This window comes from Staphylococcus sp. HGB0015, assembly GCF_000411275.1.
Taxonomy (GTDB): Bacteria; Bacillota; Bacilli; order Staphylococcales; family Staphylococcaceae; genus Staphylococcus; species Staphylococcus schleiferi.
Genome location: NZ_KE150417.1, coordinates 704,466 through 720,141, shown reverse-complemented (window position 1 = coordinate 720,141; position 15,676 = coordinate 704,466). Strand labels below are relative to the sequence as shown.

13 protein-coding genes are annotated in these 15,676 nt (G+C 36.4%); all 13 read right to left on the bottom strand.

Translation table 11 applies throughout. The features are described from left to right. Nucleotide 1: 1 nt before the first annotated feature. Nucleotides 2–1,267: an EF-P 5-aminopentanol modification-associated protein YfmF gene (gene yfmF / locus HMPREF1208_RS03310; RefSeq protein ID WP_016424933.1), complete on the bottom strand. Its 1,266-nt coding sequence runs from the start codon at nt 1,265–1,267 to the stop codon at nt 2–4. Nucleotides 1,268–1,303: 36 nt separating this feature from the next. Continuing rightward, nucleotides 1,304–2,020, bottom strand: a complete 717-nt coding sequence (locus HMPREF1208_RS03305; protein ID WP_016424932.1) for a GntR family transcriptional regulator — start codon at nt 2,018–2,020, stop codon at nt 1,304–1,306. A gap of 3 nt (nt 2,021–2,023) precedes the next feature. Next, nucleotides 2,024–4,387 carry a DNA translocase FtsK gene (locus HMPREF1208_RS03300; protein WP_016424931.1) on the bottom strand — a complete coding sequence of 788 codons (2,364 nt, stop codon included), beginning with the start codon at nt 4,385–4,387 and terminating at the stop codon, nt 2,024–2,026. Nucleotides 4,388–4,523: 136 nt separating this feature from the next. Further along, nucleotides 4,524–6,197, bottom strand: coding sequence for a ribonuclease J2 (rnjB, locus tag HMPREF1208_RS03295; protein ID WP_016424930.1), 1,674 nt, complete (start codon nt 6,195–6,197; stop codon nt 4,524–4,526). A 370-nt stretch (nt 6,198–6,567) separates the two neighbouring features. After that, nucleotides 6,568–8,667: a polyribonucleotide nucleotidyltransferase gene (gene pnp, locus HMPREF1208_RS03290; RefSeq protein ID WP_016424929.1), complete on the bottom strand. Its 2,100-nt coding sequence runs from the start codon at nt 8,665–8,667 to the stop codon at nt 6,568–6,570. Nucleotides 8,668–8,817: 150 nt separating this feature from the next. Continuing rightward, entirely contained in the window at nt 8,818–9,087 is a 270-nt protein-coding gene (rpsO, locus tag HMPREF1208_RS03285) for a 30S ribosomal protein S15 (protein WP_016424928.1), read from the bottom strand. A gap of 102 nt (nt 9,088–9,189) precedes the next feature. Then, complete coding sequence (gene ribF / locus HMPREF1208_RS03280; RefSeq protein ID WP_016424927.1) at nt 9,190–10,161, bottom strand: riboflavin biosynthesis protein RibF; 972 nt, start codon at nt 10,159–10,161, stop codon at nt 9,190–9,192. Nucleotides 10,162–10,176: 15 nt separating this feature from the next. Continuing rightward, a complete protein-coding gene (truB, locus tag HMPREF1208_RS03275) occupies nt 10,177–11,094 on the bottom strand; it encodes a tRNA pseudouridine(55) synthase TruB (RefSeq protein ID WP_016424926.1) in 918 nt (305 codons plus the stop codon). Nucleotides 11,095–11,174: 80 nt separating this feature from the next. Then, nucleotides 11,175–11,519 (bottom strand): 30S ribosome-binding factor RbfA, encoded by a 345-nt coding sequence (gene rbfA, locus HMPREF1208_RS03270; protein WP_016424925.1) that lies wholly within the window; start codon nt 11,517–11,519, stop codon nt 11,175–11,177. Nucleotides 11,520–11,791: 272 nt separating this feature from the next. Beyond that, complete coding sequence (infB, locus tag HMPREF1208_RS03265) at nt 11,792–13,894, bottom strand: translation initiation factor IF-2 (protein WP_016424924.1); 2,103 nt, start codon at nt 13,892–13,894, stop codon at nt 11,792–11,794. A gap of 16 nt (nt 13,895–13,910) precedes the next feature. Beyond that, the gene (locus HMPREF1208_RS03260; RefSeq protein ID WP_016424923.1) at nt 13,911–14,216 is read right to left on the bottom strand and encodes a L7Ae/L30e/S12e/Gadd45 family ribosomal protein; all 306 of its coding nucleotides are present in this window, start codon (nt 14,214–14,216) and stop codon (nt 13,911–13,913) included. Further along, complete coding sequence (gene rnpM, locus HMPREF1208_RS03255; RefSeq protein ID WP_016424922.1) at nt 14,213–14,500, bottom strand: RNase P modulator RnpM; 288 nt, start codon at nt 14,498–14,500, stop codon at nt 14,213–14,215. The genes HMPREF1208_RS03260 and rnpM overlap by 4 nt, the downstream gene beginning before the upstream one ends. A 12-nt stretch (nt 14,501–14,512) precedes the next feature. Then, the gene (nusA, locus tag HMPREF1208_RS03250) at nt 14,513–15,658 is read right to left on the bottom strand and encodes a transcription termination factor NusA (protein ID WP_016424921.1); all 1,146 of its coding nucleotides are present in this window, start codon (nt 15,656–15,658) and stop codon (nt 14,513–14,515) included. Between the last annotated feature and the right edge of the window lie 18 nt (nt 15,659–15,676).

Below are 15,676 nucleotides of genomic sequence, written 5' to 3'. Positions count from 1 at the left end.
ATTAAGCTTCCCCCTTTGTCAAAATATAAATGGTATCTAAATGCGCATTTTGACATAGACGTTGAACATCTTGACGTGTCACCGCTTGAATGCGAGATTCAAACTGGGACTCACTTTCAGGTTCTTTAAGTAACAATTGGTTATGCATCGTTTCAATCATATGCTTAGGTCGGTCTTTTGCTTCTTTACGATTCGATAAAATAATTTTTTTAGCCAAAGCCATTTTATCTTCTGTAAAATCTCCTGACTTAAATCTATTGAATGCTTCGATAATTGTTTCTTTTGCGAGTTCATAATCATTAACTGAAACGCCACTTAATACAAATAAGAAGCCATTTTTGCCGTCTATTTGCGAATGAATGGAATAGGCTAAACTTTTTTGTTCACGCACTTCATTGAATAATACAGACGAAGGGTCTCCACCAAACATCATATTAAAAACAACAAGCGTGTAATAATCAGGCTCACCGTATTGGGTTGGAAATCTAAATCCTATATTTAACTTGGCTTGATCGACTTGATCCGTTTCAACGATTTCCTTTACAGGTTGATCTTGGTTTATATCTTGACCAAATGAAGTTGACGCATATGTAAAAGGTTGAATATTGAACTCAGATTGAATATGTTGTACTGTAGCTTCTTCATCTACGTTACCTACGACGTATACTGAGCAGTAATCATTTTCTAGCATAGATTGATATGTATGGTAAATATCTGTTGCTGATATGTCATCAATATGTGCAAGCTCTCCTGCCGCCATAAAACGATAAGGATGATCGCCAAACATATGTTTAAGTAACTGCAAGTATGCAAGTTGTGATTTATTATCCTCAATGGCTTTAAGTTTTTTCTTTAACAAACGCTTTTCTTGTGCTAGAAAGTTTTCATTAAAAGCTTTATGAGAAACAAGCGGATTTAAAATGACCTCTTTTAATAATGCGACACCTTTTTCAAATAAAGGCTCATCATCTAATAGGTAACGTTCATTCACGATTTCTAAACTGATGGTGATCACATGTCGATCTTTATATTTAGATACATAGCTATTCACATAAGCACCGTATAATTCTGACAAATATTGGTTAAATGCTTTATCAGTAGGATAGTTTTGTGTTCCGCGAACTAATAATTTACTCAATAGTGCACGTTGTGTCATCGTCTCAACATCTAATGGCGCCATAAATTTAAAAGTCACTGTCGTCGTTTTAAATTTATGCGTTGACATGACAGAAATTGAATTTGATGGTTCTTGTTGAAGCTGTTTCAAAGCAACTCCTCCTTTTAAAAAACTATAATTATTATGTTATAGACGTTTTCTTATCGTCCGAAACTTCACAAGGCTACTCTTGAAATAGTTTAAAGAATATAAAATCGGTGTGCCATCTTCAGTGAAATGAACTTGACGTAAAAGCATTAACCCGTCGCGCGGATCTGAATCTAAAGCATCAGAGATATAAGGTTCATAGCTAATCGCTTCCATTTCTGTTTCAGCATAAGCGATTTTTTTCTGACTTGCTGCTTCTACAGCTTTCAATATAGAAGATTGTGGATGATGCGTACCAAAATGTTCAAATACATCGGTCGCTACTTTATCTAAACAATAGACAACTGGGTGACCATTAGCCGTTCGAATACGTTCAACAACAGTAATTTGTGATTTAGGTTCGAGGTTCATCACTTTACAATCATCAAGCGATGCTTCTTCTTCATCAAGGCTTAAAAATACGGTGCCATTTTCATAACCTTTATCAGATATCATGCGTCCAATACTCATTAATTCATCTAAAGGATAAAAGAACGGCTGTGGTACTTTAACTCGTGCGCCTTCTTCAAAATTTTGTGTGACTATTTGTTCAGTAACGAGTTCGTGAATCGCAACCTGAACGTCATCTGTCTTTACATTACATGTACGTGCAAGTGCCAATAAACCCGGTAAAGATTCACCAGGTTTAATGCGCTCTTCTTCAATTTCTTTAAGTATCCATTCTTTCACAATATTAACGTCAGGATTTACCGACATGTCTTACACCTCTCCATCATTTAAATCAACTAAAATTTGTCTTGGCTTGCTCCCCTTTTGTGGTCCAATGACCTGATTTCGTTCTAAATCATCCATGATTCTCGATGCTCGATTATAACCAATTCGAAACTGGCGTTGTAATAGCGATGTACTTGCTTTTTGTTGCTCAATAACAAATAAATAAGCATCTTTGTATAATGGATCATCACTTTCCATATCCGCTTCATCCACTTGTGCATCTGGCTCCATCTCTTTAACGTAATTCGCTTTTTGTTGGGCGACGACATATGAGACGATTTTTTGCACTTCATTATCACTTAAAAATGCACCTTGCACACGCGTACGCGTAGAGCCACCATTTTTAATAAATAACATGTCCCCTTTACCAAGAAGTTTTTCCGCACCACCACTATCGATAATTGTACGTGAGTCCGTTTGAGAGCTCACCGCAAAGGCGATACGTGATGGAATGTTATTTTTGATTAAACCTGTAATGACATCTACTGAAGGACGTTGTGTTGCTATAATGAGATGAATACCCGCTGCACGCGCCATTTGTGTGATGCGTGTAATCGCTGTTTCAACATCTTTACCTGCTACCATCATTAAATCTGCAAGTTCATCTACAATTACGACAATATAGGGTAATAATGGTTCTTTTTCATCCAACTCATTATTTTTTTGATTCATTAATGCGTTGTAACCTTCAATATTACGTGTTCCTGAATGTTGGAATAAATCATATCTTCTTTCCATTTCTCCAACTACTTTTTCTAATGCTTGCGCCGCTTTATGTGGATTGGTTACAACAGGTGTTAATAAATGTGGAATTCCATTGTACACATTTAATTCTACCATTTTTGGATCAATCATCATAAGTTTTACTTCATGTGGCTTTGCATTCAATAAAATACTTGTGATAATGCCGTTGATACAAACCGATTTCCCACTTCCGGTTGAACCTGCGACTAATAAGTGAGGCATTTTATTAAGCTCTGCAGTAATTGGTTCTCCAGATATATCACGACCTAATGCTACTTCTAATTTATTTTGCGTTGGGAATTTTTCATCTAATACTTCTTTTAAAGTCACTAACGCAATTTTATTATTAGGTACTTCAATACCGACAGCCGATTTTCCTGGGATAGGCGCTTCAATTCGAATATCTTTTGCCGCTAATGCTAGCGCGATATCGTTATGTAAATTAACGATTCGACTTACTTTCACCCCTTGTGCAGGCTGTACCTCATATTGTGTCACAGCTGGACCGATTTTAATTTGCGTCACTTTCGCATTGACACCAAAATTTTTCAAAGTTGTTTCTAATAATCTTCCTTTTCGTTGGACTTCTGCTTTTGAAGTTGTTTGTTGTTGTTTTGGAGCATCTAATAAAGAAAGCGGTGGAAGTTCGTACGCATGATTGGCCACCTCGCCCGCTTCAGATATACTGCCTTCAGCATCTGATTGGTCTGAAGGGATGCCAACATTTTCATCTGCATGATTAATCCGTTGAATTGGATTTGCTTTTGTATTGTTTTCTTGTTCATTTTTAGCTGTTTGATGCCCGTCATTTGAAGCCATTTTATGCCCTAAAATTGGAATTGAAGGATAGTCTGTCTGTGTTTCATCTTCTGTTGACGATACCTCTGGAAAATCAGATACGTCTTTCATTTGTTCACTTTTAGATTGTTCTTGAGCAAGTCGCTTTTGCTCTTTTTTCTCTTGCTTTTGTAAACGTCGTTGCTCTCGATGATGACCATAACGATTATATGCATGTGATGTCGCCTGTTTAACGTTTTCTAAGCCAACCTTTGCAACATCTCTATGACGTTTTTTCAATAACAAAATACCACTCGAAATCAATAAAATTAATGTGAGTATGACGATACCTACGATAGAAATCAATGGCGTTAAAATATGAATAAACATATAGCCAAGCAAACCGCCACCAAAATAGTTAAAACCTTCCGTCTCATATGCGTGGTATACATAAGATAAAACAGGCTCACGTCTCGCTGCTGCATCCCCAATCATCATATAATGCATTTGAGCTACCAATAATAGTGCAATCTGTAAAATGATTGACCCCGTTAGCCTTCTTGTTTTTGGTAACTTTCCATTATAAGCAAAAAAACCTGTCCCTAGTAATAACAATAGATAGGTCAGATAACGTGTTACGCCAAACAGATAATTAAAAAAGCTATCAATTGCAATACCCACTAATCCTAATTGAAAAATACCTAAAGTTAAAATAACTACAAAAACAATAGACAAAATAAATCTTAGTGGTGTATCGTTTTGCTTTTTTTTAGAAGTTCGTTTCTTGCTGCGAGACGTTTGTGATTTTCGTTTTTTCGTTTGCGGCATTCATCGTCACCTTCTACTTTCTGTTAAATATGTAAAATACCTGTATGATGAAAAAAGCGAATCTACTCTTTAAAATGCGAGTATTTCAAAGAGTAAGATTCGTTTTCTTGTTTGAACATCACACTGGTTTAAACGTTTATATTTCTGAAATCACAGGAATAATCATTGGACGTCTTCGTGTGCTTTCAAAGAGCAGTTTACTCACCTGATCTCTCATGTTTTGTTTCATTTCAGACCACTCAATACGTTTCTCTTGTAATCCCGCTTCCACAATTTCACGCACTTTATCTTCTGCTTCTTTCAATAAAGCTTCACTTTCACGAACATAAACGAAACCTCTTGATTGAATTTCTGGACCGGCTGCAATGCGTCGTTTTTTCGGATCAAGTGTGACGACAGCAATGAAAATACCATCTTCTGCTAACAAGTGTCTATCGCGTAAAACGATATTTCCGACATCACCAACACCGATACCGTCAATTAAAACATTGCCTGCATTAACTTTTTCATTTAAAGCCATGTCTTCCCCATCAAAATAAATAACATCTCCAGCTTCAGCTAAAAATATTTTTTCTGGGTTCACACCTGATTCACTCGCGAGTTTAGCGTGACTAATTTGCATTTTAAACTCACCTTGAATCGGTATAAAATATTCCGGTTTCATCATGTTTAACATTAATTTTAATTCTTCCATGCAACCATGACTTGAAGCGTGAATCTTTTTATTATTTGGAATCACATATGCACCTGCACGTGCTAACTCATTGAGCGTATTTGCGATAATCACTTCCATATTGGCAGAAGCTGTAATAGCTAAAAAGACTGAATCGCCTTTTTCAATATTCATGATTTTATGTTTTTGACGTGCCATCTGGCTCAACGCTTCAACTGGCTCACCTTGCATACCTGTTGCAATAATGATGACTTCGTTTTTTGGATAGTTTTCGACTTCACTCATTGGTATTAACAAGTCTTTTGGAATATTAAAATATCCCATTTTACGAGCAATGCTAAATGAACTTTCTAATGAACGGCCTAAAAATGATACTTTTCTATTTAATTTGCTCGCAATATTTAAAACTTGTTGTATACGAATGAAGTTAGAAGCATAACATGAGACAATTAAACGCCCTTTTACTTTTGCAAATGCATCAAACATATGGCTTTCAATGACGTTTTCTGGCGTATTATAACCTGGTTTTTCCGCTTCAGTAGAGTCACTTAAAAGTGCAAAGACGCCATTTTCGCCGATTTCTGCCATTTTTTTCATGTCCGGGGCATATTGGCCATGTAAACTCTGATCAAACTTAAATTCACCTGTATAAACAATTGCACCGTAAGATGTATGAATACATACACCTAAGCTATCCGGGATGCTATGTGTTGTGTTAAAAAATGTCACATTTACACCTTTAAAACGCATCACCGATTCATTGTTGACTACATAATATCTAATTTTTTTATTAATTTGACGTGCTTTTAAGTTTTCTTTTACAAGTCCTATTGTTAATTTCGAACCATATACCGGTGCGTCTACTTGTTCTAATACGTATGAAACCGCGCCAATCGCATGTTCATGTCCATGTGTTAGAAAAATACCTTTTAATTTATGTTTATTTTCTAGTACGTATTGAATATCAGGAATCACTATATCGATACCTAACATTTCATCTTCAGGAAACTTTAATCCTGCATCTAACATAAACATTTCATCATCGACTTCAATGATATACATGTTTTTGGCAATTTCTCCTACACCACCTAGTGGTATAATTCGTATATCTTTATTTTTCTTTTTTACTAAATTCAAAATTTTACCTCCTACTCAATATATAGCCCGTCCATTTTACATTCATATTTTATTATAGTTGATTATACAAACTCTGTACACTATTAAAGTGCTACGAGTGGAACAGAAAACAATTTGCTTTCTTTCGCTAAACACACCAAGCATAGCGTATTTTAAAATCGAAATGTTTAAAATCATTACAGCGTTCGCGTTTGTATTTTCTTTTTGAACATGTTAGCACTATGAATGATTTCATTCATAGTCACTTTAAGTTGTTTTTGTCGATATGATATAAATACCCCTAAAGCTGAAATTGTGCACTTCAACTTTAGGGGTACGCTAAACAGAAACGACATTGGTGGCTTAACACACCAATGTATTTCTAAAAAACTTATTGTGAAATTAACACTTTATGAGATGCATTCACACGGCCTTGCTTGTCAATTTCAGTCACTTTTACATTCAATGTATCGCCGATTTTTAATACATCTTCCACTTTATTAATACGCTCGTTTGAAATTTGAGAAATATGAACTAAAGCATCTTTACCTGGGAACAATTCAACAAAAGCACCAAACTTCTCAATACGTTTAACTTTTGCATCGTAAATTTGTCCGACTTCTGCTTCTCTGACAATATTTTCAATCCAACTACGCGCTTGATTGATCATATCTTGTTCCGTTGAGCCAATAAATACTGTACCATCTTGTTCAATGTCTAATTTAACACCTGTCGCATCAATAATTTCATTGATTTGTTTACCGCCTGGTCCAATGACGTCTCGAATTTTTTCAGGCTTGATTTGCATTGTTTCAACTTTAGGTGCATAAGCACTGAGTTCTGTTCTAGGTTGATTAATCGTTTGCATCATATGATCTAAAATCGCTAAACGCCCTTTACGTGCTTGTTCAAGCGCTTCTTCAATCACTTCTTTAGTTAAACCATCTATTTTAATATCCATTTGAATCGCTGTGATACCTTCAGTCGTTCCCGCTACTTTGAAGTCCATATCACCTAAAGCGTCTTCCATGCCTTGGATATCCGTTAAAATCGTATATTGATCATCACGTGTGACAAGACCCATCGCAATACCTGCCACTGGCGCTTTAATCGGCACACCTGCGTCCATTAAAGCTAAAGTAGAGCCACAAATAGAAGCTTGTGAAGAGGAACCGTTAGATTCTAATACTTCACTTACAATACGCACAGTGTATGGAAAATCTTTCTCATCTGGAATGATATATCTCAATGCACGTTCACCTAAAGCACCATGACCAATTTCGCGTCTACCCGGTGCTCGAACAGGACCTGTTTCACCTACAGAGAAATTCGGGAAGTTATAATGATGCATAAAACGTTTATGCTCTTCTTCACCCAAACCATCAATGATTTGATATTCTGAAATTGAGCCTAGTGTTAAAACTGATAACGCTTGTGTTTGACCTCGTGTAAACAAGCCAGACCCATGGGCACGTGGTAATAAACCAACTTCTGATGATAAAGGTCGAATTTCATCCGGCTTACGACCATCTGGACGAATTTTTTCATCCGCAATTAATCTTCTTACCTCTTCTTTGATTAACGTATTAATAATCGCATTAACTTCTTTTAATAAAGCCTCATTTTCAGGATCTTCTTCGTCTTCAAAGTTTGCAAGGACACGTTCTTTAATCGCATCAAGGTTTTCTTCGCGCTCTTGTTTTTCAACCGTTTGAATCGCTTGATTTAGTCCTTCATTTTGAGTCATTTCAGTTACGGAATCAATAAGCGTTTGATTTTTTTCTTCTGGAATAAATTCTTGTTTTTCTGGTTGTAAATGTGCAATGATTTCTTCTTGAAATGCACATAAGCGTTTAATCTCTTCATGACCAAATAATATCGCTTCTAGCATCTCAGCCTCAGTAATCTCACTTGCACCTGCTTCAACCATGTTAACAGCATCTTTATGACCAGCAACTTCTAAGTCTAGGCGTGATACTGCTTTTTGCTCTAAGTTTGGATTGATGACATATTGGCCATCAACTAATCCGACATTTACCCCTGCGATAGGACCTTGAAATGGGATGTCAGAAACACTCAATGCCATTGAAGAACCAATCATTGCTGCCATTTCAGGAGAGCAATTTGGATCTGCACTTAGAACTGTGTTAATAATTTGAACATCATGACGGTAGCCATCAGGGAATAATGGTCGAATCGGACGGTCAATTAAACGTGCAGTTAATGTCGCTTCATCACCTGGACGTCCTTCTCTTTTTTTAAATCCGCCCGGAATTTTCCCAGCCGCATACATTTTTTCTTCATAATTGACAGTCAACGGGAAAAAGTCACCATCACGTGGCTCTTTTGAAGCTGTTGCTGTAGATAGTACAACGGTGTCACCGTATCTAACGAGTACAGCACCATTTGCTTGTTTCGCCAATTGTCCAGTTTCTATTGTTAACGGTTGGTTTGCCCATTCCGTCTTGAAAACCTTTTTTTCTTGAGACATGATAAATCTCCTCTCCTACCTCTTTACATTTCGTACCCTTTTACTATCAATATTATAGCTTACATTTTTGCCATTTAATAGTAAAAAAAAAGAGCCGGGTACGATAATTGTCCCAGCCCCATTGATTCGTCTTATTTTAACTCTCTAAAATTAGCGACGGATACCTAATGATTTAATTAATTCACGGTAACGTTGGATGTCTTTGTCACGTAAGTAGTTTAATAAGTGACGACGACGACCAACCATTTTTAATAAACCACGACGTGAGTGGTGGTCTTTTTTGTGAATACGTAAGTGATCGTTTAATGCACTGATTTCTGCAGTTAATACAGCGATTTGTACTTCAGGTGAACCTGTATCTGTTTCGTGTGTACGATATTCTTTAATTAATTCATTTTTACGTTCTTGTGAAATTGCCATTTGTCAATTTCCTCCTTTAATTTTTAATTGTGCCTCTATCTGAGTCAGGCGTCGGAGTCTCAACCTACCAAGATAAAGGTCTCTGTCCTAATATCAATAGACTTAACTATTATAAGATACTTCATCGTCAAAATCAACAGCCAATAAATATTTGGCACGTTCTTTATCTTGATTCATTTGGGCCACAAGCGGGTCAATGCCATCAAATTTCAGCTCTGGTCGAATAAAATGATGCCAATAAATAGTAACACGTTCACCGTAAATATTTTCTTCAAAATCAAAAATATTCACTTCAATAACAACTTGAGGCAAATCTTCATGAAATGTCGGTTTCACACCAATGTTGCATACGCCTCTATACACTTTTTCTTTCGAACCAATGACTAAACTCACTGCATAAACGCCCTTTGTAGGAAGTACGTAATCATCACTCGGTTCAATATTAGCAGTTGGGAAACCAATTGTTCTGCCTCGTTTTTCTCCTTGAACAACTGTTCCTTTAATACGATAACGATACCCAAGTTGTTCATTTGCCTTCGCTAAATCACCTGATTTTAACGCGTTTCGTATTGCAGTCGTTGATATTTTCTCATCATTCAGTTCTTTTTTTCCTACTGTAATGCATTCGAATTGCGATTGATATTCTTGCATCATCGCCATGTTCCCTTTGCCGTATTTACCAAATGTAAAGTCAAATCCAGCAATAATTGCGCGTGCATGATTTTTCACTAAATAAGACTGCACAAATTCATCAGGCGATACTTCTGCAAAACGAGATGAAAAGTTAACCACGAGACAATAATCAATATCATATTCGCCTAATAAAGCAACTTTGTCATCTAAAGGGGTTAAATAAGTGGTTCTTTTTTGCTTTGGATTCAATACAACTGATGGATGTGGATCAAATGTCATAACCGCTTTTTTGAGTCCCTTTTCTTTTGCAGTCGCTTCTAATTGTTCTAAAAGTGCTTGATGACCACGGTGTAGTCCATCAAAAAATCCCAAAGCCAACGCAATATCTTCTTGTATATATTGGTTAGGTTGGATGGGATGTGTAATTTCAATAACTTCCATAATCGATAATCTCCTTTAATTAAAAACCTTTTTAGGCTTTATTTCCTCTTGACGAGATGGATGTCTTTCATAAATGGCCATAACACGACCTGTTTCACCATCTATCATAACAATTTGGGAGTCAAAAGAAACATCAAATGCATTTTTTAAAAACTTTTGTCCATTTTTAATTTTTAATTTTAAGGCTTCATCCGTGACTTGATACATAGGTAAAGCTTTCAGACCATAGATAATCGGCAACAGTTTTTCTTGTAAACGTTCTTCTTCATGTAGCGTTTCAATTTCGGTCAAACTTAAGGCTTGCTCTAAAGATAAACCGCCACTCATTGTTCGTGTCAGACGTGACATATGTGCCGGGAGATTCAATGTTTTTCCTATATCTGTAGCTAGTGTACGGATATACGTTCCCTTCCCGCATGTCACTTCAATTTCAAAGCGCATCATTCCATCTTCAAAATGTAACTCTGATATCCGTGCAATATGTTCAATATATATTTCTCTTTCCGGTCGCGCTACGGTTTCACCTTTTCTTGCATACTCATAGAGCTTTTTTCCGTTTACTTTTACTGAAGAATACATTGGAGGAATTTGTGTCGTCCAACCTTCAAATTTTTCTAGAACTTCATCAATTTGCTTAGCATTGATATCGGATGGTTGTAATCTAACTTGCTCTAATACATCACCGGTTTGATCTTCAGTCGTAGTGGATAAACCGAGTGTGACCTCAGCATGATACGTTTTCCCCATTTCCATGACATAGTCACTGACCTTAGTGGCTTGTCCAATACAAATGGGCAAAACACCATCTACTTCAGGATCTAACGTGCCAGTATGGCCGATTTTCTTTGTATTTAGAATCTTGCGCAATTTAAAAACAACATCGTGACTGGTTAATCCGCGTGGCTTATTTACTGGTAAAATGCCATGGTACATTTCATCTACTCCTTTTCACAAAAAAACTAGAATACGCTGATTCCATCGAAAAATCAGGCTACGTATTCTAGCGCATGCTGTTAATCTCTCTTGTTTAAATCTTGAATCAACTGCTCAATACGATTACCGTATTCAATTGATGCGTCATATTCAAATTGCAAATCGGGTACAATTCTAAGTCGCATACGTTGACCAATTTCTGATTTAATAAATCCTTTTGCTTTTTCAAGACCTTTAAAAGTATCTTCACGTTCTTTATCACTGCCTAAAACAGTCAAATAAACTTTTGCTAATGATAAGTCATTTGTAGGTTGCACATCAGTAATTGTTAAAAATCCAACTCTTGGATCTTTCAATTTGTTATTGATAATGTCCATTAACTCTTTTTTCATCTGTTCACCGACACGTTCTGCTCTCATATTCATAGTTATGCCTCCTTTCACTTTATTCGTAGCGTTTTCCTCATTTACACATTATAAAGGACATCCTAAATACGCGTCAATCCAGTTCACCGTCACCCTAGTCTGACTTGACATAGATAGGAGGCCATCTTTTTTATTCTGCACTAAAAATAGACTTGAACTTCCACATTAAAAAATACACTTTCCTGTATTGTAAACATATTAAACAAACAGAAAAGTGTATTGTTATAACTCATTTATACATTATCATGCTAAAGTGATGATTCAACAATAGTTTATCTTTCGACTTCTACCATTACGAAAGCTTCAATAATGTCGCCCTCTTTAATATCATTGAATTTTGCAATTGTGATACCACATTCATAACCTTGGGCCACTTCTTTTGCATCATCTTTAAAACGTTTTAAAGTATCTAATTCACCTTCAAATAGGACAACACCGTCACGAATAATGCGGACACTTGAATCACGTGTGATTTTACCTTCTGTCACATAACTTCCGGCAATTGTACCGACTTTAGAAACTTTAAATGTTTGACGTACTTCTGCTTGACCAATGACTTTTTCTTCGAATTCTGGATCAAGCATCCCTTTCATTGCTGCTTCAATTTCTTCAATAACATTATAAATAACGCGGTGTAGACGCATATCTACATTTTCAGCATCAGCCGCACGTTTTGCACCTGCATCAGGACGTACGTTGAAACCGATGATAATACCGTTTGAAGCGTTAGCCAATGTTACGTCGGATTCGTTAATAGCGCCCGTAGCAGTGTGGATAATACGTACATTTACGCCTTCCACATCAATTTTCATTAATGAAGCAGCTAAAGCTTCAACAGATCCTTGTACGTCACCTTTAATGATTACGTTTAAGTCTTTCATTTCACCTTGTTTCATTTGTTCAAATAAATTATCAAGGGAAACATTTTTACTTTCTTGACGTTGTTGTAAAATACTTTCTTGTTCACGTGCTTCACCAATACGACGTGCTTTCTTCTCGTCTTTAAAGACTACAAAGCGGTCGCCTGCTTGTGGTACATCGTTTAAACCTGTAATTTCAACGGGTGTAGAAGGACCTGCAGATTTGATTCGTTTACCTAAATCGTTAACCATCGCTCTCACTTTACCGTGTGTGTTCCCAACGACTAATGCATCACCTACATGCAATGTTCCGTTTTGAACGAGTAATGACGCTGCTGGACCACGAGATTTGTCTAACTCCGCTTCAATCACTGTTCCAACTGCTGGTTTGTTAGCGTTCGCCTTTAATTCTTGGACTTCTGATACTAAAATTAACATTTCAAGTAAATCATCAATACCTTCACCACTTAATGCTGATAGCGGCACAAAAATCGTATCGCCACCCCAGTCCTCAGGAATTAAATTATATTCTGTTAACTCTTGCATAACGCGATCAGGGTTTGCAGTTGGTTTATCAATTTTGTTTACTGCAACAATAATTGGCACATCTGCTTCTTTAGCGTGATTTATCGCTTCAATTGTTTGTGGCATAACACCGTCATCTGCAGCAACAACTAAAATAGTAATATCTGTCACTTGTGCGCCACGTGCACGCATTGTCGTAAATGCGGCGTGTCCAGGTGTATCAAGGAAAGTAATCTTTTTACCATTGTTTTCTATTTGGTAAGCACCAATGTGTTGTGTAATACCACCCGCTTCACCTTCAGTGACACGTGTGTGACGAATCGAGTCTAACAAAGTTGTTTTACCATGATCAACGTGGCCCATGATTGTAACAACTGCAGGTCTTACTGTAGCATTTTCATCTTCTTCAATGTCATCAAAGTAAATAGAAAGATCATTATCATCTACAACGACTTCTTCTTCGATTTCCACACCATAATCTGATGCAACAAGCTCTAAAGCTTCAACATCTAAAGATTGGTTAATGTTGGCCATAATACCTAACAAGAATAATTTTTTGATGATTTCAGATGAATCTACACCTAATTTGTCAGCTAATTCTCCAACTGTAATGCCTTCTGTATACGTAATTTTAGATGGCATTTCTTTAGGTTCAGTTGGTTGTTGTGCTTTTTGGTTCTTTTTGTTTTGTTTATTATTTTTAGAACCTTTATTATTCTTTTTATTTTGTTTTTGTTGCTGGTTTGGTTTACCTTTTTGGTTTTTCCCTTGTTTTTGGTTTTTGTGATTTGATTGAGTATTTTTTTGCGGTTTTGTATCTTTTTGTGCTTGATCTTTTTTGAAAACTTTATCTAATGATTTAACTTGATCATCTTCTAAAGTTTGCATATGATTCGATACTTCTACGCCCTCTTTTTTCAACTCATCAATCACATCTTTACTTTTTATATTTAAATCTTTTGCATACTCATAAATTCTTTGTTTACCCATTAAACCACTCCTAACATTATTCATCTATCATTGACATCAACTTCTTTGCAAATCCTTGATCAGTGATACCAATATTAACACGTGCACTTTTGCCCAATGCGTCGCCTAAATCATCACGATGGCTGATGATTCGATATGGTGTTTGATAACTATGACACTTATTAATCAGATTGTTTTTAGTGTTATCTGATGCATCACTCGCAATTAAAACAAGCTTTAATCGATGCTTTTTTAGTTCAGCAAGAATAACAGACTCACCCGTTTTTACTTTACCTGCACGCATCGCTAAGCCTAAGAAATTCAAAATTTGTTGTTGATTCATTTGGTAGGTATCTCTTCTCTATAAATTAGACGAATAATTTCTTTATATACTGGCTCTAACGTTTCTTGAGACGCTTTAAAAAATTGTTCTAACTTTTGTGCTTGTTGTGCCTGTTCTATTAGCGCAATATCTTTTGAAACATAAGCACCACGGCCTGGTAATTTTCCAGTTGCATCTGCAGATATTTCGCCTTCTTTATTTTGCACGACGCGGATCATATCTTTTTTAGGTTTCATTTCATTTGATAAGATACACTTTCTCATAGGAATTTTTCTCTTTTTCATTCAAAATCCCTCCTATTTTTCGTTGCTTTCATCCTCTAAATCAACCAAAACATCGTCATGCTGTTCATCTTCAACATGATTTGATTCTGAAACAGTATTGTTTGCTTCACCAATACCAAGTTCTTTCGCATCTGATTCAGATTTGATATCAATTTTCCAGCCAGTCAATTTCGCGGCAAGACGTGCGTTTTGTCCACGTTTCCCAATAGCAAGAGATAATTGATAATCTGGAACAATGACCGTTGTAGATTGGTTTTCTTCATCAACAATAACATCGATCACTTGAGATGGACTTAAAGCGTTTCTAACAAACACTTTAGGATCGTCACTCCATTGTACGATATCAATTTTTTCACCACCGAGTTCTTCTACAACCGCTTCCACACGCGCACCTTTTGCACCGACACAAGCACCTACTGCATCAATGTCAGGATTTTCAGAGTAAACACTAATTTTAGATCGATCTCCCGCTTCACGTGCAACAGATTTAACCTCAACCGTACCTTCGAAAATTTCAGGCACTTCTTGCTCGAATAAGCGTTTTAACAAGCCAGGATGACTTCTAGAAACAAAAATTTGTGGTCCTTTTGTCGTTTGCTCAACTTTGTTTACATAAACTTTAATGCGCGCATTCGGTACATAAGATTCATTAGGGCTTCGTTCTGCTTCGGATAACACTGCTTCAGTACGTCCTAAATTAACGTAAACATAGCGATGGTCGACACGGTCAATAATACCTGTCATAATGTCTTCTTCTTTATCAATAAATTCTTCATATAAAATTTCGCGTTCTGCATCACGTAAACGTTGCATCACAGCTTGTTTCGCTGCTTGTGCACCTACACGCCCAAAATCTTTCGGTGTCACATCTTCTTCATAAATGTCCCCAACTTCGTATGCTGGATTTTTAACTAATGCAGTCGACAAGTCTATTTCTTCACGGTCATCAAATACTTCTTCAACAACTTCTTTACGTGAAATGACACGGAAAGTCCCACTGTCCAAATTAAGTTCGACACGTACGTTACGCGCACTATCATAATTCTTTTTATAAGCTGTAATTAAAGCAGCTTCAATTGCATCTACTAATACCGCTCTTGGAATCTTCTTTTCTTTCTCTAAATATTCCGTTGCTAACAATAATTCATTACTTTTCACTCATTTTCCTCCTCACAT